General features: G+C 44.5%; 19 protein-coding genes. 1 reads left to right on the top strand and 18 read right to left on the bottom strand.

Annotation, left to right across the window (positions count from 1 at the left end; genetic code table 11):
- Positions 1-36: 36 nt before the first annotated feature.
- The 4 genes from asnS to EBO34_RS04300 form a co-directional block, all read right to left on the bottom strand.
- Positions 37-1326 carry an asparagine--tRNA ligase gene (gene asnS, locus EBO34_RS04320; protein ID WP_122896703.1) on the bottom strand — a complete coding sequence of 430 codons (1290 nt, stop codon included), beginning with the start codon at positions 1324-1326 and terminating at the stop codon, positions 37-39.
- 432 nt (positions 1327-1758) lie between these two features.
- The gene (locus EBO34_RS04310; RefSeq protein WP_122896701.1) at positions 1759-2937 is read right to left on the bottom strand and encodes a pyridoxal phosphate-dependent aminotransferase; all 1179 of its coding nucleotides are present in this window, start codon (positions 2935-2937) and stop codon (positions 1759-1761) included.
- Between the two features lie 36 nt (positions 2938-2973).
- Positions 2974-3531 (bottom strand): cell wall elongation regulator TseB-like domain-containing protein, encoded by a 558-nt coding sequence (locus EBO34_RS04305; protein ID WP_122896700.1) that lies wholly within the window; start codon positions 3529-3531, stop codon positions 2974-2976.
- Positions 3532-3546: 15 nt separating this feature from the next.
- Entirely contained in the window at positions 3547-3720 is a 174-nt protein-coding gene (locus EBO34_RS04300) for a YpmA family protein (RefSeq protein WP_122896699.1), read from the bottom strand.
- Between the two features lie 146 nt (positions 3721-3866).
- Between EBO34_RS04300 and EBO34_RS20560 the strand changes: the two genes are divergently transcribed.
- Complete coding sequence (locus EBO34_RS20560; protein WP_183163701.1) at positions 3867-4031, top strand: hypothetical protein; 165 nt, start codon at positions 3867-3869, stop codon at positions 4029-4031.
- Between the two features lie 70 nt (positions 4032-4101).
- Here EBO34_RS20560 and EBO34_RS04295 read toward each other — a convergent pair whose 3' ends face one another.
- From EBO34_RS04295 to EBO34_RS04230, 14 genes are all read right to left on the bottom strand, one after another.
- Positions 4102-5400 carry an amidohydrolase gene (locus EBO34_RS04295; RefSeq protein ID WP_249413997.1) on the bottom strand — a complete coding sequence of 433 codons (1299 nt, stop codon included), beginning with the start codon at positions 5398-5400 and terminating at the stop codon, positions 4102-4104.
- A 14-nt stretch (positions 5401-5414) separates the two neighbouring features.
- The gene (locus tag EBO34_RS04290; RefSeq protein ID WP_122896698.1) at positions 5415-6317 is read right to left on the bottom strand and encodes a ComEC/Rec2 family competence protein; all 903 of its coding nucleotides are present in this window, start codon (positions 6315-6317) and stop codon (positions 5415-5417) included.
- A gap of 155 nt (positions 6318-6472) precedes the next feature.
- Positions 6473-9280: an ATP-dependent DNA helicase DinG gene (gene dinG / locus EBO34_RS04285; RefSeq protein ID WP_122896697.1), complete on the bottom strand. Its 2808-nt coding sequence runs from the start codon at positions 9278-9280 to the stop codon at positions 6473-6475.
- A 93-nt stretch (positions 9281-9373) separates the two neighbouring features.
- Positions 9374-10423, bottom strand: a complete 1050-nt coding sequence (locus EBO34_RS04280) for a tetratricopeptide repeat protein (RefSeq protein ID WP_122896696.1) — start codon at positions 10421-10423, stop codon at positions 9374-9376.
- An 81-nt stretch (positions 10424-10504) separates the two neighbouring features.
- Positions 10505-10888 carry an aspartate 1-decarboxylase gene (gene panD, locus EBO34_RS04275; protein ID WP_122896695.1) on the bottom strand — a complete coding sequence of 128 codons (384 nt, stop codon included), beginning with the start codon at positions 10886-10888 and terminating at the stop codon, positions 10505-10507.
- Entirely contained in the window at positions 10885-11760 is an 876-nt protein-coding gene (panC, locus tag EBO34_RS04270) for a pantoate--beta-alanine ligase (protein WP_122896694.1), read from the bottom strand. The genes panD and panC overlap by 4 nt, the downstream gene beginning before the upstream one ends.
- Positions 11757-12602 carry a 3-methyl-2-oxobutanoate hydroxymethyltransferase gene (gene panB, locus EBO34_RS04265; RefSeq protein WP_122896693.1) on the bottom strand — a complete coding sequence of 282 codons (846 nt, stop codon included), beginning with the start codon at positions 12600-12602 and terminating at the stop codon, positions 11757-11759. Before panB ends, panC begins: the two co-directional genes overlap by 4 nt.
- Positions 12603-13041: 439 nt before the next feature.
- Positions 13042-14001 (bottom strand): biotin--[acetyl-CoA-carboxylase] ligase, encoded by a 960-nt coding sequence (locus EBO34_RS04260; protein WP_122896692.1) that lies wholly within the window; start codon positions 13999-14001, stop codon positions 13042-13044.
- A complete protein-coding gene (locus tag EBO34_RS04255; protein ID WP_183163700.1) occupies positions 13998-15134 on the bottom strand; it encodes a CCA tRNA nucleotidyltransferase in 1137 nt (378 codons plus the stop codon). The genes EBO34_RS04260 and EBO34_RS04255 overlap by 4 nt, the downstream gene beginning before the upstream one ends.
- A 4-nt stretch (positions 15135-15138) precedes the next feature.
- Positions 15139-16272 carry an N-acetyl-alpha-D-glucosaminyl L-malate synthase BshA gene (gene bshA, locus EBO34_RS04250; RefSeq protein WP_122896690.1) on the bottom strand — a complete coding sequence of 378 codons (1134 nt, stop codon included), beginning with the start codon at positions 16270-16272 and terminating at the stop codon, positions 15139-15141.
- Complete coding sequence (gene bshB1 / locus EBO34_RS04245) at positions 16269-16982, bottom strand: bacillithiol biosynthesis deacetylase BshB1 (protein ID WP_122896689.1); 714 nt, start codon at positions 16980-16982, stop codon at positions 16269-16271. The genes bshA and bshB1 overlap by 4 nt, the downstream gene beginning before the upstream one ends.
- Positions 16975-17394, bottom strand: coding sequence for a methylglyoxal synthase (gene mgsA / locus EBO34_RS04240; protein ID WP_122896688.1), 420 nt, complete (start codon positions 17392-17394; stop codon positions 16975-16977). The genes bshB1 and mgsA overlap by 8 nt, the downstream gene beginning before the upstream one ends.
- A 17-nt stretch (positions 17395-17411) precedes the next feature.
- On the bottom strand, positions 17412-18206 hold the full coding sequence (gene dapB, locus EBO34_RS04235) for a 4-hydroxy-tetrahydrodipicolinate reductase (RefSeq protein WP_122896687.1): 795 nt from the start codon (positions 18204-18206) through the stop codon (positions 17412-17414).
- The gene (locus EBO34_RS04230) at positions 18203-18556 is read right to left on the bottom strand and encodes a nucleotide pyrophosphohydrolase (protein WP_122896686.1); all 354 of its coding nucleotides are present in this window, start codon (positions 18554-18556) and stop codon (positions 18203-18205) included. The genes dapB and EBO34_RS04230 overlap by 4 nt, the downstream gene beginning before the upstream one ends.
- Positions 18557-18871: the final 315 nt, after the last annotated feature.

Here is an 18871-nt window from a genome sequence, read left to right as displayed (position 1 = left end):
AAAAAAGCCCCGAATGTACAGGGCTTTTTTTGTGGCTTACGGATAAAGTCTGTTTAACAATCTTGGGAATGGAATCGTCTCTCTTACGTGCTCAGTACCGCAAATCCAGCCGACAGTCCGCTCGAGACCAAGGCCGAATCCTGAATGAGGTACAGATCCGTAGGTTCTTAAGTCCATATACCACTTATAGGCATCATCACTAAGGTTATGCTCTTTGTAACGCTCCTGAAGTAGAGCCTCGTCGTCAATACGCTGGCTTCCCCCGATAATTTCACCGTACCCTTCCGGCGCAATTAAATCGGCACAAAGGACAACCTCTTCGCGTTCCGGATCCGGTTTCATATAGAACGCTTTAATGGATGCAGGATAATTGGTAATAAACACAGGTTTATCGTACTTTTCTGCAATGGCTGTTTCATGGGGAGCACCGAAGTCTTCTCCCCATTCAATTTCATGACCCTCTTCTTTAAGGAAGGCAATGGCATCATCGTACGATATCCTCGGGAATGGTGCCTTTACATTTTCAAGCTTGCTTACATCCCGATCAAGGGCTTTAAGTTCAAGCTTGCAGTTTTCAAGTACCGACTGCACCACATAGGAAACGTAATTCTCCTGAACTTCCAGGCTTTCCTCGTGATCCATAAACGCCATTTCAGGCTCGATCATCCAGAATTCAATAAGATGACGTCTTGTTTTTGACTTTTCAGCACGGAATGTCGGACCGAATGAAAACACTTTTCCGAGCGCCATGGCTGCGGCTTCCATGTAAAGCTGACCGCTTTGGGAAAGGTATGCATCTTCATCAAAGTATTTCGTATGGAACAGGTTTGTTGTTCCTTCAGCAGAGCTTCCAGTTAAGATCGGCGGATCAACTTTTACGAAACCTTCTTTATGAAAAAATTCGTATGTCGCCCTGATAATTTCATTTCTTACGCGCATAATGGCATGCTGGCGCTTTGAACGGAGCCACAAGTGTCTGTGATCCATCAAAAACTCGGTACCGTGTTCTTTAGGTGTGATCGGATACTCTTTTGAGTCACTGATCAGCTCAAGTCCCGTAACGGTTAACTCAAATCCTGAAGGAGCACGGTCATCTTCTCTTACCACCCCTGTGACGAAAAGGGAGCTTTCCTGGGTCATTTCTTTGGCTTTGGCAAAAACCTCTTCCCCTACTTCAGCTTTTACAACTACACCCTGGATAAAGCCCGTTCCGTCGCGCAGCTGTAAAAAAGCAATCTTTCCGCTTGATCGTTTATTGGCAAGCCAGGAACCGATCGTTACCGTTTCGCCTACATGTTTTCCAATTTGTGAAATGGTCGTTTTCATTTGTTACCTCCAACTATGTAAAAACTCTTAATAATCGATTTCATTACGTGTATCATTATACCTCTGTTATTGCTTGATACGCAACCTAATATAAAGGAACAAAGCCCGAAATAAAGGGAACGGTCTCTATCCCTGGCCTTCTCTAGGAACGGCCTCATATTTTTATATTTTTCAGGCTGTTAAACGCCTGTTGATTTGCGCTCATTGCACTTTCCGCGGGCGGTTCGTAAGCCTCCTGTTCGGGTCTCTCCCAGCCCACCTCCCCCAGGAGTCTGCTAACATTCCGGCTGTATCGCTTTTCAAAATAAGCTGCTGGAAAATAAGGGTACTTTGGAAAATGGATAAATAGAAAAAATGAAGGAAACCAAAAAAAGCCGTCAAGGAAACTTAACTTGACGGCTATGATCACTAGCCCTGTTTAGACTGTCGGTATCAGCCTTTTTCCACGAAGCGTCTGATGCGGTCAAGTGCTTCTTCAAACTGGTCCAGACTTGTCGCATAGGAAAGCCGGATGTTATCCGGAGCTCCAAAGCCTGAGCCCGGGACTACAGCGACTTTTTCCTTCTCGAGAAGTCCTTTAACCCACTCGTCGGTTGTTTTATACCCCGATTGTTCAACAGCCTGTTTTACGTTTGGAAACAAATAAAACGCACCTTGTGGTTTGACACATGTAAAGCCTTTGATGATTGTTAATTTTTCATAAACCTTATCAAGTCTTTCTTCAAATGCCTGCCTCATCTGCTCAACGGAGCCGTCGTCTTTTTCGTACGCTGCGACTGCACCGTACTGGGCCATTACAGCTGGATTGGAGGTTGTATGGCTTGCCAGGTTGCTCATAGCTTTAATAATGTTTTTGTTACCTGCCGCATAGCCGATGCGCCAGCCTGTCATGGAATGTGATTTACTAACTCCGTTAATGATGACCGTCTGACCTTTAAGATCCCCGGATACCTGAGCAATGGAAGTATGAGAAGCATTCCCGTAAATAAGCTTCTCATAAATCTCATCACTTACGATCAGCACATCTTTTTCGACGCAGATTTCACCGAGCGCTTTTAACTCATCTTCAGAGTACATCACGCCGGTAGGGTTGCTTGGTGAATTCAGTACGAACGCTTTTGTTTTATCTGTAATCAATGCTTTCAGCCGATCGGGAGTGAGTTTAAAGTTATTACTTTCTTCTGCCTCTGCAATAACCGGTTTGCCGCCTGCGATTTTTACCTGCTCAGGATAGCTCACCCAGTAGGGAGCCGGGATAATAACTTCATCACCTTCTTGAAGAATCGTCTGGAACAAAAGGGCAAGGGCATGCTTTGCGCCGCTGGTAACAATGATTTCACTTGTATCGTAAGTCAGCTTCTGGTCTTTTAGGAATTTAGCTGAAATGGCTTTTTTTAACGCGTCCATCCCCCCGGCCGGTGTATATTTCGTATGGCCTTCCTCCATGGATCTGCTTGCGGCTTCAATAATGTAACCTGGCGTATTAAAATCCGGTTCTCCTGCTCCCAGTCCGATAACATCGTGACCTTCTGCTTTTAACGCCTTCGCTTTTGCCGTGATGGCAAGAGTGCTTGAAGGTGTGATGGATGCTACACGTGGTGATAATTCCATGATTATTACTCCTCTCTGTTTATAAAAAAGCTGCTTTTATGCTGATCTCCTTAACTGATAGTGCCGAATATAGTCGCCGTCTTCAAAGCTGATATAGTAAAAAGAATAACGGTCATCTGTATCAACATACACGATCTCATATACCGGGGTCTGGCCGATCATCCCGAGACGGACCTGTTTAAACTTTTCCATTTCCAGGTTTGCTTCTGCAATCTGTCTGGCTTCTCCTGCGGAAATCCCTTCATCCTGTTTTCGGCTGAAGGTCCTCGGCTCAGACGCCGGGTTTTCTTCGGATTCTGAATCCTCTTCATCAAAAGCACTGCTGTAATTTTCAGTGCTTTCAGGAATGGTTTCGACCCATACATAAACAGCGTCGCCATCCGGGCTGGTCCCTTCAATAACATGGTAAGCCGTTCTGCCATTATAATAATGGACGTTACCGTAGTCTGAAATAAGTCCTTCGTCCATGGCATAGGCTATGGAGTCACCAAACCGCTCATGCTGGGCTGACTGAATATTATTATACAGCCAGATCATGGTCACAGCGGCTGTTGATAAAAGAAAAATAGCGGTCCCTATTATCCACCGTTTCAATTGTTAACACCTGCTTTATGTCTCATAAATTGTAAATACCATTTTTTCACGGTCTTCTTCATCCAAAGCAAGGCCGAACATAAGGTCACGCTCTTTTAACGTTCTGTTTAATGAATCAACAACCTTATATAAATCATCGCTTTTAGAAACCTTCACCGTAGCGAGTTTGTCAATTTGACTCTTTTCCAATTGTTCTCCTCCTTTATGTACAATTCATTCGTAAATTCAATTGGTTTTCATGGTGTTGTATTCCCTGCCTAAAGAAATATTAACTCTCATATCGATCCCTTTGAAGGTGATAATATAACTACCGCTCAACAAAAGGGGGAATGAGCGTGAATGGAAGTCATGAGGAGGGAAGGCTTCTGACAACTGCCGAATGGTATGAAAATGAAAAAGAAAACATCTCCCTTCGGTCCCATGCCCGCCCTCACCATTTTAACACATTAAGTATCAGTTTCAGACAGACAAAGTTCCCTGAAGAGTGTGAAAACCAATAATGACCCTGACCTGTACCAAGGAAAATTGCCTGCATCCCACCAAGCAGGTAATTTGTCTTGCTTTTACATATCACCTTCTTAATTTCGCAAGTGCTTCCCGGGCATTAAACCTGATTTTTTCTTCATCCATTGTAAGAAGTTCTTTATTTTTTACGAGCTGTTTCCCGTTAGCGAATACGTCTGTTACATCGCTTCCCTTATGAGCATAGACAAGATGAGATACAATCCGTTCTTCTGGGTCGGGCAGGGTGTGCATTCCGCCCGGTTCCACAATACTGAAGTCCGCATCATACCCTTTTTTTAACCGGCCCTTCTTTTCATACTGAAGGGCTTTTCCGCCGTTTTGTGCAGCCATAAAAAGGATATCACGGGCGCTTACAGCGGTAGGGTCTTCATTTACACCCTTATGTATAAGACTTGCAAACCGCATCTCTTCAAACATATCCAGAGTATTGTTGCTTGCTGAGGAATCCGTCCCCAGACAAACCCGTATGTTTTTCTCCTTCATTTTTTTCACGTCTGCCACACCGGAGCCAAGCTTTAAGTTACTTTTAGGGTTATGGGAAATATATGTTCCTTTGCGGGCGAGCAGGGAAAGTTCAACATCTGATAAATGTACACCGTGAGCGATCAGAGCATGACCTTCAAAGAAACCAAGCTCACTCAAATGCTCTGCCGGATGTTTACCGTAAGTCCCGATATGTTCCTCTACCTCTTTTCTTGTTTCAGACAAATGAGTATGGAGAGCAATCCCATGCTCATGTGCCTTTTCAATGATCATCTCCATAAAATCCGGAGGGCACGTATAGGGAGCGTGGGGCGCAAGCATGACTTTAATCTTTCCGTCACCGCTGTTATGCCAGGTCTTATAAAGCTCCACTGATTCTTTCAGCTTTTCTGCCTGTTCCTCTTTTGAACAAAGTCCGATCATTCCTCTGCATAATACCCCGTTCATCCCGCTTTCAAGGATCAATTCTGCTGTCTGATCCATATGAAGGTGGTACATATCGAGAAAGGTTGTTGTACCGCTTTTCAGCATTTCACCTATTGCCAATGATGTTGCAGCCTTTGTCGTTTCCTTTGTAAAACGCTGCTCCATCGGCCACATAACCTCTTTCAGCCAGGTGTTCAGAGGAAGGTCGTCACCTGCACCTCTGAGGAGGGTACTGCCGGTATGACCATGAGTATTTACAAATCCCGGAATGATCAACTTCCCCTTTGCATCAATAACCTCACCGGCTTCTTCCTTTACTTCCTCTTCATAAATACCTTCAATTTTACCTTCGTTAATTACCATGTAACCATATTTAACGGGCTGACCCTCATCCATTGTTAAGAACCAGCCGTCTTTTATAATCTTTTTCCCCACGGCTATCCGCTCCTTTATTGTGCTTTGAATCCAAAAAAACCTTTCAGGCGGTCAGCCATTTGTTCGAGCTGCTCTTTCTCAGCCGGTCTGATTGTAAAAATCTCATAATCCTCGTCATTCCATTTGATGGACACGGTTCCCGTACGGGACGTTTGAAAAATTTCAATCCATGTTCCCTGCAGCCTTTCCAATACAAACGGGCTTGGTAATTCGTCATCATTTTGAAAAATAACAGCCACCTGAGGATCTGCTTCATCCAGCAGCTTTTGGCTCGTTCCTCTTTCACTTGCAAATTCCGCCACTTTTAAAACCGTGGATTTAATATTGTAATTTTCAGTAATGAACGTTTCCACCTGATAATCGGCCACGCTCATAAACAACAGTTTCTTATCTGTATTGTCAAATAACAAAACTGAAGCTCCTTCATGAATTCCCGGACGTGTTTCCACAAACAGCACATGGGCCATTACACCTTCCATTACATAAAGATCGTCTTTTGTCTCAAAGGGATCTACAGTAATGTCAGAAGCGAACAGAATGGGTGCAAGATCTTCAGACATGGCTTTTGGAATACTCACTTCTTTAACATCATAACGATCAATTACTTCCTGGAGGTTCCCTGTATATTCAGCCTGTTTATTTGTAATGATAATCCGGTCAATATCGGATACATGATACATCCCCAGTCTTTCAAAAAGTTCATCCTGACTGAGCCTGTGCCCGGTGTCGATCAATGTTTTTTCACCTTTTGCATTTTCTATTAACGTGGCTTCCCCATGCGTAAGATCAAAAAACGTATAGGCTGACTCTCCGGAGCGAAGGTTCAGCTCTACGTCTATTTCTTCTTCGGCAGAAACCATAAACGGGGCAAAAAAGACTAACCATGTAAAAAGAATAAGAGTAAACACTTGTTTCATAAAGAGTCCGGCCCTTCTGTGTAAACTTGGGGAAGATGAATGCTTTTGTTCTCGAATATTCCGGGATGGTCCCCGGTGTAACTCAAACACTATTTTATCCCTGGGAATTCCGCGCATCCTGTGCAATAACCTGTAAAATTAAACACTCTGCTTCATTATAACCATTTTTTCAGATCTTCTTCCAACTCGCCGATTGAACCCTCTACTATTTCAACATCAGGAAGGGACTTCACGAAGAGTTTGCCGTACCTGGTTGTGTTCAAGCGTCTGTCAAGGACAATGACTGCACCTCTGTCCGATTTCTTTCGGATTAACCTTCCAAACCCCTGCTTAAACCTGATAACAGCCTGAGGTATGGCAAGTGACATAAAGGAGGACTTTCCCCTTTCGTCGAGTTTTTCTGCCTTTGCTTTATAAATCGGCTCGTCCGGTGAAGTAAATGGGAGCCGTGCCATGACCAGCAAAGTCAGGTCTTCTCCCGGGATGTCGACACCTTCCCAGAAGCTGCTTGTTCCAAGCATAATTGCTTTATCAAACTGCTGAAAACTCTTTGTAAGCTTTGTCCGGCTTCCTCCATTAATCCCCTGGGAAACGAGCATGAAATCATCGTCCAGAATATCTTTTAACAGTTCGTGACTTTTCTTCAGCATATCGTAGGAAGTAAACAGGACGAGCATTTTCCCCTGAGTGACCTGGGAAAGTCTGTAGAGATGAAGGACAATCGTTTCAATATACGTTCTTTCATCAACCTTATTTAATAAAGGGACATCGTTTGGAATCATAAGTCTGGCCTGGTCTTTCCAAATGAAAGGAGATTCGATAACCATGCTTATAACCGGAAAATCATCCAGACCGAGATTTTTCATAACATAATCAAACTTATTGTTAACGGTAAGCGTTGCAGATGTGAGAACGACACTGTCTTTTCTGGTGAAGAGATCATCTGCCAGCAGCGCACTTACATCAACCGGCCGTGCCTCAAGGATAACTGTCTGCCTCGGCCCTCTCGTTTCGGCTTCCATCCAGTAAACTGTATTTTCCTCGCATTCAAGGAGGAGTTCGGATAACGTATCTTTTGCTTCATAGAGACGGTCAATCATTTTACCGAGGGATTGAAAGATCACTTTAAATGACTGGTTCTTCTTCTCGGACAGCTCTTCATTTTCTTTTTTGCTCTCCAGCATTCCTGCAAGTTTCATGAGCACTTTCAACGTGTTTTCACATATATAAACAGACCGTGCTGCTGCTTCCCTGATCCCGGAAAATGAATCAGATTCAGAATCGAATGTTACGGTTATTCTGCCTCTTTCGTTTTGCTTTTTTTTCTGTTTAAACGCCCAGCCGTGAAGAAAAAGAAAAAGCTCACTGATTTCTGCTTTTGCTTCCTTTACTGTAAGCTCCGTTTCTTTTAATACTTCGGATACTTCTTCATCAAATAAGGTACGTGAAATATTAGACAAAATCCCTCCACCGTCCACAGAGCCGGCTTCGTTAAAAAGCTGTGAAAACGAAACATAGTCGAGACGGCTTCCGAGCTGATTTGAAGCGGCCTGCTCAAAGTGATGGCCTTCATCAATAATTAGCTGCCTGTATGAAGGAAGGATACCCCTGTCTTCCTGAAGATCTGAAAGGATCAGAGCATGATTGGTAATAATCAGGTCCGCTTTCCTAGCTTTGTTTCTTGCGTGATGATAAAAGCAATAAGGATACCAGGCATGTGAACCTTCATCTTCCCTTCCTGCACTTATTTCATTCCAAAACCGCTTCCCCGAAGAACTGAGGTTGAGCTCCTCCACATCACCGGTAATGGTTTCTGTAAGCCAGACAAGTATCTGTCCTTTTGTGAGGTTACGGTCAGGGTTTTCATAAGGGTCTTCTGCAAGTATTGCTTCAAACTTCTGCAAGCTTATGTAGTGGTCTCTTCCTTTGATTAGGGCAGCATTCACAGGACAGGGCATAATATTATTCAGGACCGGCACATCTTTCTTCAGCAGCTGCTCTTGAAGCTGAACGGTATAAGTGGCCACAACCACAGGTTTACCGGACTCAATCGCATAGCAGGCAGCCGGCAGCAAATATGCAAGACTCTTTCCTGTACCTGTCCCGGCTTCGATCAGACCATGCTGCCTCGTGGTAAACGCTTCATAGATGGCATTCATCATTTTTACCTGTCCGGGACGGTCTTCATAGTCTTTCATTGTTCCGGACATTTTTTCTTCGTTTATCATAACCTTGCGGACTTGATCAAAAGAAGCTTCTCTCTTCTCCCGGGTGACTGCACCCTCCTGAAACCTTCTATTGGAAAGAGCGATGCCTCTGTATACATCAATGTCCGGTTCACTATGATTAATTGTCCGCTCTTTATTACTGATCCAATGATTTAACAACGGTTTTACATCACTTCTGAAAGACAGAGATATCTTTTTAATCTGCTGAAGTGTGATCAGAGGAAGGCTTTCAAATTTATTCAAAAGATCAGTAAGGAGCATCGCCGTTGCTTCTGCATCGCTGTCAGCTCTGTGAGGGGTGGTATGGGCTAAATCAAATTCTTCACTCAGCTGAGTAAGCTTAAAGCCGTCTGCTGTAGGGTACAAAAGCCTTGAAAGTTCAACTGTATCGAGAACCGGTCCGCTAAAAGGCTCATAGCCGCATGCTTCAAGTTCATCATTAACGAATGTTAAGTCAAAATTAACGTTATGGGCGACAAAAAATGCTCCGTCCAGATTTTTGAGAAGATCCGGTGCAATTTCACTGAAATTCGGTGCCTCCCTTACCATCTCATCATCTATATTTGTAAGTGACTGGATAAATGAAGGGATCGGTTTTCCCGGGTTCACATAGCTCATATACCTCTCAATTACTGCCGCCCCTTCCATAACAACAAAGGCAAGCTGTATAATCCGGTCCCCCCTTTTATATGATACACCTGTGGTTTCTACATCCAATACAACAAAGCGTTCCATTCCTGCTTCCTCCAGACTCCCGATTCCATTAAACCTGTAAAAGGCTGACCGGACAGGTTTTACCCTGACACGCTTATCAGCCTCGTAAGATAATCATTTATTTTTTGAGTATACAATTTTCTCCAGCAGGGGGTGCGTAACATTTTTTCTTTCCAAAAAGGCTGCCACACTTTCCTGTTCTTCTATGAAGCCCCATTTCGTAAGAAGCCATAAGTAGGATATCCATACATTAACATTATCAGGATTTTTGGCAGTAAGTTCTTTAAACAAATGCCGGGATTCGTCTCTTCTGTCCAAAAGACCCAAATTCCATGCTGTACCGTGAAGAACCGCTTCATTGTTGCAGCCAGATTCAATCAGGCGCTGATAACAGTGCAGGGCACAGACAAATTCTCCCCGCTCTTCAAATTCACAGGCAACAGACATGACTACATCAAAGTCGATTCTTTCTTCCAGCGCTCTGTACCACGCTTCATAAGCCGAGTGGATATCGTTTTGTTCAAGGCAGGATTTCCCGAGCCAGTAGTATGCTTCTGGGTCAGTTGTCGTTTCTGCCAGCGTTCTAAAAAGCTGGGCTGCTACATCAAATTTCCCAAGCCAGTAATAACAGGTACCTAGATTATATACTACATCATCGTTATTCGTAACTGTAAGAGCTTTTTCAAAATAGGAAATAGCTTCTTCAATATTTTCCTTTCTCCCCTCCAAAAGCCCAAGGCCGCAAAGGGAAAAATGCTTCTCTACGAGGTCATTGGTCTGCTGGAACACGGTGAGAAAGGCGTCTTTCGCCTGCTGATCCTTATCTTCATAAATGGATGCAAATCCAAGATATAAAAGTAGACGGGTTTTCTGACACCCTGCTGCCACTTCTTCTGCAAGCTTTTCAGTGGCTTTATTGTACATCTCAAGCTGGTAATATCCGATTCCTTCAGAAGGTTCGGTTGCATTTGTAAAAGAAAGGGGATGGTCACATTTGAGGACATCCTTTAAAGATGATAACAATTCATCCTGAACCGTCCATAAATTCAAAAGCTCGGCATGATCCTGTTCCAGGTCATAAATGATCGTGTGCTGCTGCTCTTTTGAAAGCTGGTGAAAATGTTCTGCCAGCCAGAGACACTTTTCTTCCCATCCTGTATTCATTAAAAAAACCCCCTTTGTTATAGAACCTGACCAATCGGTCTCCTTAACGTAAGTGTTCCTATAATAAAGGGGGGCTTATACTTATGGAAGACAGGTAGAAGCTGGTTCTGTCTGCATCATATCTACAATGTCATTATCATCGTTTAACACGGCAACTTTCGGTACATGGTTTTGTGCTTTTTCTTCGTTCATCCACTGATAGGCGATAATAATCACTTTATCATCCGGCTGGACCAGACGTGCTGCAGCGCCGTTTAAACAGATGGTTTTACTTCCTCTTTTACCGGGGATCACATACGTTTCAAGGCGGGCACCGTTATTATTATTGACTACCTGAACCCGTTCATTAGGCAGGATGTCGACGGCTTCCATCAATGCTTCATCAATTGTAATACTCCCCACATAATTCAGGTTGGCTTCAGTAACTCTGGCCCGGTGTAATTTTGCACTCATCAGCTGTCTCATTTCTTTTCCTCCAGATCATTTGTAGTAAAGATAAGGTTATCAATCAGTCTTGCTTTTGAAAACCTGACTGCACAGGCAATAATCACTTCTCGGGTGTTTTTCATATCGTCCAGTGACTGAATTTTCTCCAGTGACGGAAATGACCTCACTTCTACATAGTCCACCTCACCGGAAGTCAATTCATTTATCTCACGGACACATTCTGATACAACCTCTGCCGGAGCATTGGTAAAAGAACGGGCATGTTTCACTGCTTTATTCAAAGCACCGTGTATATGAGATGCTTTGAGTCGTTCTTCTTGTGTCAGGTTGACGTTTCTGGAACTTTTGGCAAGGCCGTCTTCTTCCCGGACCGTCGGTACTCTGATAATGTCTACCGGGATGTGATAATCTTTTACCATTGTTTCAAGAAGGGCCACCTGCTGGGCATCCTTTATCCCGAAATAGGCTTTGTTTGGCATAACCATCCAGAATAATTTCATAACCACGGTGAGCACGCCGTCGAAATGGCCCGGACGGCTCTTTCCGCAAAGGGAATCAGCTCCCTTTTTTACAGTTATTAAAGAAGACATCGGTTCTTTATACATTTCATTTACATTCGGGATAAACAAAAGGTCCGCTCCCGCTTCATTTGCCAGCTCAATGTCGCGTTGTTCGTTCCGGGGGTAGGTGCTGTAGTCTTCCCCTTCACCAAATTGGAGCGGATTGACAAAAATACTCGTTACAACGAAGTCACACTCAGTAGATGCTTGTTTTATCAAGGCCTGATGACCTTTGTGTAAGTATCCCATCGTCGGTACAAAACCCGTTGCCATCCCCCTGGCTTTCTGATGATGTTCCCTGAGTTCGTTTACCGTTCTTACGACGATCATATTTTAAGACCGCCGTTTCCATAAAGTTCCTTTATTTCCATTTCATCCATTGAGAACGTATGCTCCTCTTCAGGAAAGCGGCCGGTTTTTACATCCCGGTTATACTCCTTCAGTGCTTTTTGGATCGGGCCGGACAGCTTCACATACTGTTTTACAAACTTAGGGACACGGGACTCGGTAAACCCGAGCAGATCGTGCCATACGAGGACCTGTCCGTCTGTATGCCGTCCTGCTCCAATGCCGATTACAGGAATGGTCAGGCTTTTTGTGACCATTTGTGCTACCTGATGAGGAACACATTCAAGGACGAGCATTATAGCCCCCGCTTCCTGTGCTTTTTTGGCATCATCAATAAGCTCCGCGGCTGATTCAGCATCTTTCCCCTGCACTTTATACCCCCCGAGCACTCCCACTGTCTGGGGAGTAAGACCAAGGTGGGCAACTACAGGGACACCTGCCTCGGTAAGGGTTTTAGTCACATCAAGAACAGTGCCTCTTCCTTCGACCTTAACAGCTTCTGCACCGGCTTCCTGCATGAGTCTTCCTGCATTCTGAACAGTCTTGTCTATTGATCCGTGATAGCTTAGAAAAGGCATATCCGCCACTGTAAAAGTGTCCGGTGCCCCCCGTTTTACTGCTTTTGTATGAAGAACAATATCATCGACCGTGACCGGTATCGTAGAGTCGTAACCGTGTACGACCATCCCGGCACTGTCACCGACTAAAATAACGTCCATACCCGCGTCCTGTGCGTGCCGCCCTCCCGGGGCGTCATAGGCAGTGATCATGGATATTTTTTCTCCCTCTTGTTTCATCTGCTTAAACAAGGCTGAATTTTTCATGGTTCTCCTCCTTTTAATCCGGGCTTTGCAGCAGCAAAGCTCATTAAGAAGGACGTGCTCATAAACATAAAATGACCTTCTCCAAAAAGGCAGAAGGTCAGCTTTAATAAACCGGGCACATTGGTGTCCGGATGTTATGAACGTTCCTTCTGTCCCCGTCCGTAATGGATCGTGGCAGATTCTTTTTTTAGATGTTTTCGGATAGAATGATGGAGATTATTCTCTTCATTACTGAGAATATTGTTGAAGCCTGCGCGCCTTTCTCTTTCCGTGGCGGTGCTGCCACAGGAGTCTCGGGCACTTCGGCTTCATCGTTTCTTCTTTAAAGAAAACAATACTTCCGAAAACATTTTTTAAAACTCATTTACACAGGTACAGTTCCATCCGGATACTGTCCACTTTGAGTATAGCAAAAATCAGCATGAAGATGTGAATCTTTTTAACATTCAATATCCGCAGAATAGATATGTCTGAGGGTCCCGTCGTCCTGGCGAAGAAGAAGGACTCCCGAGTCGTCAATTCCTGTTGCAATACCCGTGAGCGTTTCTTTTGGTGTTCTTGCTGTAATTCTTTTGCCCATCGTGAGAGCATGAGCTTCCCATAAGGGCTTAACAGCTGCAAATCCCTCTTTTAAAAAGGTGCGGTAAAGCCAGTCCCATTCAATAAGGATGGATGAAAGAACATCGGTTCTGTTTACAGATTTTCCACTCTCAATTCTCAGGGAAGTTGCAATCGTGTCCAGGGGAGCAGGGAATTGGGACTGATTGACGTTCAGACCGAGTCCGACAATGATGGCATGAACCTTATCAGGCTCTGCCTGCATCTCTGTGAGAATTCCCGCTACTTTTTTCCCTTCAAAGAGTACATCATTCGGCCATTTGATTTCAGGGTCAATGCCGACAGCATTTTTAATGCCCCGGACAACTGCTACCGCAGTCAGGAGAGTAAGCTGGGGAGCACGTTTCACTTCGATATCCGGTCTTAAAATCAGGCTCATCCATATTCCTGTTTCCCGTGGTGAATGCCACTGTCTTCCGAGTCTCCCTTTTCCTTTCGTCTGTTCATCTGCAAGAATAAGGGTTCCTTCCGGTGCATTTTCACTGGCCAGCTGGTGGGCCGTTTCCTGGGTGGAATGGATCGATGGATAGTGATGGACGGCTGTTATAAATGTCTCATCTTTCAGTCTTGATTCAAGCTGATGTTTTGATAAGGTATCCGGCTCATCAGAAAGACGGTACCCTTTCTTCGGTGCCGCCTCAACATTGTAACCCTCTTTTCTTAGGGCATCGATATGTTTCCAGACAGCTGTTCTTGAGCAGCCAAGCTTTTCACTCAGTTTTTCACCTGAAATAAATTCATTTTCTTTCGTTCTTAGCATTTGCAGAAGGCTTGACTTCATCCGGTTAGTTCCTTTCGTATATACTCAAAAACCGCAGTTTTCGTATTCTCTGTTTTTTTCGTCACAATCGCATATTCCACTTTTTTTAACGTATTTCCAATCCATTTTCCTTCACTGACCTGGAATTCTTCCATCAGCATTTTCCCGTTGACAGCCATATCGGATTTCTTTTTAATCGGAAGCTGTTCAAATTTCTTTTTGACAGTTGAAAACTCAGGTTCTTTATTCAAAAGAAGAGCCCTGATTTTTTCGCAGGAATATATCCATTCTTCCCCCGCCTGGTAGAGCGTCTGGTTGGACCAGCCAGCCGTTACGATTTCCGAAGTAACACGCTCAATGATACCTGCCTGTTTTTTTAACAGGTTGCTCCGCCTGTAACGGTTAAGGGTTTCTGTAAGATTATCGTCAGAGAGGATGTACCAGCAAAGCGGCACCTCATCAACAGTAAAAGGATGGTTGTAGCAGGATAGAAGGCGTAACCACTTTTGCCGTGAGTACAGTAACGGAGCAAGCCCGCCTGCAATAGGAGACTCCATAAGTGCGATCAGACTTCCCTTTGACAACGGAAGCATTTTCTCAAGCTCTTGACCGATACGTTCGACGGCTGATTTTTTTACAAGAGATGCATGTAAACCTATGGCATGAGCGGTATTTGACTCAATAGTAAAGCCGTATGCAAAAGCAAATCGATACCCCCTCACCATTCTCAGGGGATCTTCCTTAAAACGTGCTTCCGGATCCCGGACTCCGCGGATGATACCATTTTCAATATCATCGCGGCCATTAAATGGATCGATAATTTCACCTTCCCTAGTCATGGCCATGGCATTGATCGTGAAGTCCCTCATACTGAGGTCTTCTTCTATCGTCTTTCCCCGGAACGCTGTCACCTCGACGGCATCACCTTTTACCGGAACAACCACCGTTCCGTGCTCCACTCCTACATCGATGCTTGCGGGAAACAGTCTTAAAACCTCTTCAGGAAGAGCATTCGTTGCCACATCAACATCCCTGATATCAAGGTTCATTATTTTATCTCTAACCGCTCCCCCGCAGGCATAAGCCTGGAAGCCGCTGGCGCGCAGTTTATCCATTACGTGGTTTGCAGCTTCCCATGGTGATATTACTTTCACAGCCCTACTCCCCTTTAATGGTTCGTTCGTAGATTTCTTCATATTGGGCAACAATCAGGTCCTGGTGAAATATCTCTTCTGCACGCCGTTTCGCTTCTTTACTCATTGATGCGTGAAGATTGTCATCTGAAAGAATTTCTACCGCTTTACGGGCAATCTGCTCCGTATCCCCCAGATCACAGATAAATCCCGACTCCTTGTCGTTAATAACTTCAGGGATGCCGCCGATGTTTGTTCCGATCACAGGCAGCCCGCAGGCCATTGCCTCCAAAAGAACAAGTCCGAAGCTTTCCTTTTCACTCAGAAGTAATTTAAGGTCGCTCATGGAAAGAAGGTCCGCGATCCGCTTTTGATTACCGAGGAACAAGACTTCTTTCTCAAGCCCCAGTTCCCGGACCAGTTCGTTCACCACTCGGTGTTCAGGGCCGTCACCGATTAAAATAAGCTTGGCCTTCAGCTTATCTCTGATAAGCCTGAAACTTTTCACTACATCAGGTACACGCTTGACTTTTCTGAAGTTTGAAACATGCACCAGGATTTTTTCTTCAGGAGAGATACCGTACTCCTCCCTGAGAGCCCTGCTGTCTTTCGGATAATAGACTCTCTGGTCGATAAAGTTATAAACCGTTTCGATTTGTTTTTTGGTTCCCAGCAGTTCATGTGTCTGCCGTGCAAGATCATTCGAAACAGCTGTTACCGTGTCCGACCGTTCAATTCCAAAGCGGATCATATCTGTAAGGGACGGGTCGTAGCCGAGTACAGTGATATCTGTTCCGTGAAGGGTAGTCACAACTTTTAAGTGATTGCCTGTCATTTCTTTTGCCAGATGGGCGCTGATGGCATGGGGGACGGCATAGTGAACATGAAGAATATCAAGTTTTTCACGTTTCGCCACCTCTGCCATTTTACTTGCCAGGGCCAGATCATAGGGGGGATACCTGAAAACAGAATACTGGTTCACTTCAACTTCATGAAAATAGATATTAGCATTAACATTCTCAAGCCGGAAAGGGAGACTTGATGTGATGAAATGAACCTCATGCCCTCGTTCGGCGAGACTTTTACCAAGTTCCGTAGCTACCACTCCCGAACCGCCTACCGTCGGGTAGCAGGTGATTCCTATTTTTCGTTTCGTCATGATTGTTCCTCTCTCACTAAATCTGTCATCCCCAGGGGACCGCTCGTTTTAAAGCCTTCACCGTACCTTACGCCGGTCAGCTGACCCATTACCTGTTCTCTCGCCCTCACTCTCTCCAGGTAATGATCTGTCAGGGGGGTTGCCACTGTTTTATCTGTGGTATTAAACTGGCTTCCAAAGGCTTTAAGCGCCTGTATTTTATCTTCTATGTAATCGGAGACATCGACTACAACATCCGGTTCCATAAAGCCGTTTATCTGGTAAAAATAAAGAGATTCTGCTTTATGAGCTTCTCCAAGGTGCTGGTTGTATTTGTATATGCCGGCGTTAAACACGGCTTCCTTTACAAGTTCACCGGTGTGGGTATGATCGGGATGTCTGTCTGTAATGTTCGGGGCAAAGACAAGCTTCGGCCGGTATTCTCTTATTAGCTCTGACAGTTTTTCAATTACTTCCCTGCGGCAGTTCATCAGGCCTCTGTCAGGAAAATCAAGCTGAACAACTTTTGTAACAGACAGTCGTCTGGCTGCTTCATCTGATTCTTCCTGCCTTTTTTCTACCGTGCCGTTTGAAGAAAGGTCTGCTTTCGTCAGATTCACGATTCCGGTTTTATATCCTTTCGCTGCATGAAGGGCAAGGGTTCCCCCCATTCCAATTTCCACGTCGTCGGGGTGGGCCCCGATGGCAAGAATGTCCAGTTTGTTATTCACCAGCCTTTCCCTCCTTCCCGTGGACAATCGAACGCCACTTAAAATCCCCCCGTTCAAGACCTTTAATAAGAACTTCTCCTGTTGCCATATTGGTTGCAAGGGGAATTTTATAAACATCACACAATCTGATCAAAGCTGTTACATCAGGTTCATGAGGCTGGGCTGTCAGCGGATCTTTAAAAAAGAGGATAAGATCCATTTCGTTTTTTGCGATCATAGCCCCGATCTGCTGATCACCGCCTAAAGGACCGCTCTGAAACCGGTGAATAGAAAGAGATGTTTCCTCCATGATCCGTTTACCTGTTGTACCTGTAGAGTAAAGATCATGTTTTTTCAAAACAGGTTCAAAGGCAACAGTAAATTGAACCATTTCCTGCTTTTTATTATCGTGTGCAATGAGTGCAATGTTCATCAGGGCGTCGTCCTCTCTTATTCAATAATGTGTTCCAGACCGTACACGAGTACATTCAGTTTCATGGCTGCTTCACATGCGAGTTTCACTCCGGGCATAAATGAACGGCGGTTCATGGAATCATGTCTGATCTTCAGCGTCTGTCCTTCACCACCAAACAGTACTTCCTGATGAGCTACCAGTCCGGGAAGACGCACACTGTGGATTCGCATTCCGTCAAATTCCGCTCCTCTTGCACCGGGCAGCGTCTCCTCCTCTTTTGGGTGTCCCTGTTGTTTCTCCTGTCTAACTTCACTGATAAGCTGAGCTGTTTTTACGGCTGTACCGGACGGAGCATCAAGTTTGCGGTCATGATGCTGCTCAATGATCTCAGCATCCGGCATGTATCTCGCTGCCATCTGGGAGAATTTCATCATAAGAATAGCTCCGATCGCAAAGTTAGGAGCGATAATAGCCCCAAGCTCTTTTTCTTCAGCAAGGCTGCTCAGTTCGGCCACATCCTCTTCTGTAAATCCAGTCGTTCCGATTACAGGTCTTACACCATTTAAAAGTGCCTGTTTCATATGTACTTTACCTGTCTGAGGATTTGTAAGGTCGATTAGAACATCCGGTTTGATTTTTTCAAAACATTCCCCGGCATCTGTAAAAACAGGTACGTCCAAGTTTGGAAGATCATCAACATCCCTCATGGACATCCCGTCATATTTCCGGTCAATTACGGCTGCAAGTTCAAACTCTTCAGTTTCAGTAACCATCGTCACGGCTTCTTTTCCCATGTTTCCTCTTGGTCCTGCAATTACGATTCGTGTCATTGTTCATTCTCCTTACTGTCTTCTTTTTTTGTCCAGCGGTCTTTGTCCCGCGTATTGAATTTCTCCATTACAAGATCGTGGGCTTCTTCTAGATCAACATTAAGAGAGTTGGCAAGGCATGTCAGAACAAACAGTATATCACCGATTTCCTGCTCAACGGTCTTTTCTTCTTCCGAACTTTTCTTTGGTTTTTCTCCGTAGTAATGGTTGATTTCCCTGGCAAGTTCACCCATCTCCTCTGTAAGACGGGCCATCATGGCCAGTGGGGAAAAGTACCCTTCTTTAAACTGTGAAATGTATTGGTCGACTTCCGTCTGCATCCGTGTAATTGTTTTTTTATTCTCTTCCATTAAATGTACACCTCTTATCTCTTTCCTACCTGTTTATCGTAGCGAAACCTGAGCGTTTTTACAAATAAATTGCAGACTTGTCTCAGACAATCTGAAAGTTGGATTGCCGGCCCTGTTATCTTTCTATATAATTGGTTCTGGTAAACACAGATATTGATGTCCCCGCTCTGCAGTATCTCCCGCTTTTGAGTAAAGATTGTTGCTCTTACAATGGAATTCCCGCTACAAGCGGACGCTTTCCGCGGGAGTCGCCGCCTTTAAACTGATTTATGGAAAAGGTAAGTGTTATTATACCTAAATGTTGATTTAAAGTTT

The organism is Alteribacter keqinensis (genome assembly GCF_003710255.1).
Taxonomy (GTDB): Bacteria; Bacillota; Bacilli; order Bacillales; family Salisediminibacteriaceae; genus Alteribacter; species Alteribacter keqinensis.
Note: the sequence above shows the minus strand (reverse complement) of the source record. Positions and strands in the feature narration are given on the sequence as shown.

Coding starts and splice junctions, on each gene's coding strand:
- EBO34_RS04260 (WP_122896692.1), bottom strand. CDS start 14,001: ATGAAGTCAAGCCTTCTGCAAATGCTAAGAACGAAAGAAAATGAATTT.
- asnS (WP_122896703.1), bottom strand. CDS start 1,326: ATGAAAACGACCATTTCACAAATTGGAAAACATGTAGGCGAAACGGTA.
- EBO34_RS04230 (WP_122896686.1), bottom strand. CDS start 18,556: ATGGAAGAGAATAAAAAAACAATTACACGGATGCAGACGGAAGTCGAC.
- panB (WP_122896693.1), bottom strand. CDS start 12,602: ATGAAAAATTCAGCCTTGTTTAAGCAGATGAAACAAGAGGGAGAAAAA.
- mgsA (WP_122896688.1), bottom strand. CDS start 17,394: ATGAACATTGCACTCATTGCACACGATAATAAAAAGCAGGAAATGGTT.
- dapB (WP_122896687.1), bottom strand. CDS start 18,206: ATGACACGAATCGTAATTGCAGGACCAAGAGGAAACATGGGAAAAGAA.
- bshA (WP_122896690.1), bottom strand. CDS start 16,272: ATGACGAAACGAAAAATAGGAATCACCTGCTACCCGACGGTAGGCGGT.
- EBO34_RS04290 (WP_122896698.1), bottom strand. CDS start 6,317: ATGAAACAAGTGTTTACTCTTATTCTTTTTACATGGTTAGTCTTTTTT.
- dinG (WP_122896697.1), bottom strand. CDS start 9,280: ATGGAACGCTTTGTTGTATTGGATGTAGAAACCACAGGTGTATCATAT.
- panD (WP_122896695.1), bottom strand. CDS start 10,888: ATGAGACAGCTGATGAGTGCAAAATTACACCGGGCCAGAGTTACTGAA.
- EBO34_RS04310 (WP_122896701.1), bottom strand. CDS start 2,937: ATGGAATTATCACCACGTGTAGCATCCATCACACCTTCAAGCACTCTT.
- EBO34_RS04280 (WP_122896696.1), bottom strand. CDS start 10,423: ATGAATACAGGATGGGAAGAAAAGTGTCTCTGGCTGGCAGAACATTTT.
- panC (WP_122896694.1), bottom strand. CDS start 11,760: ATGATCGTCGTAAGAACGGTAAACGAACTCAGGGAACATCATCAGAAA.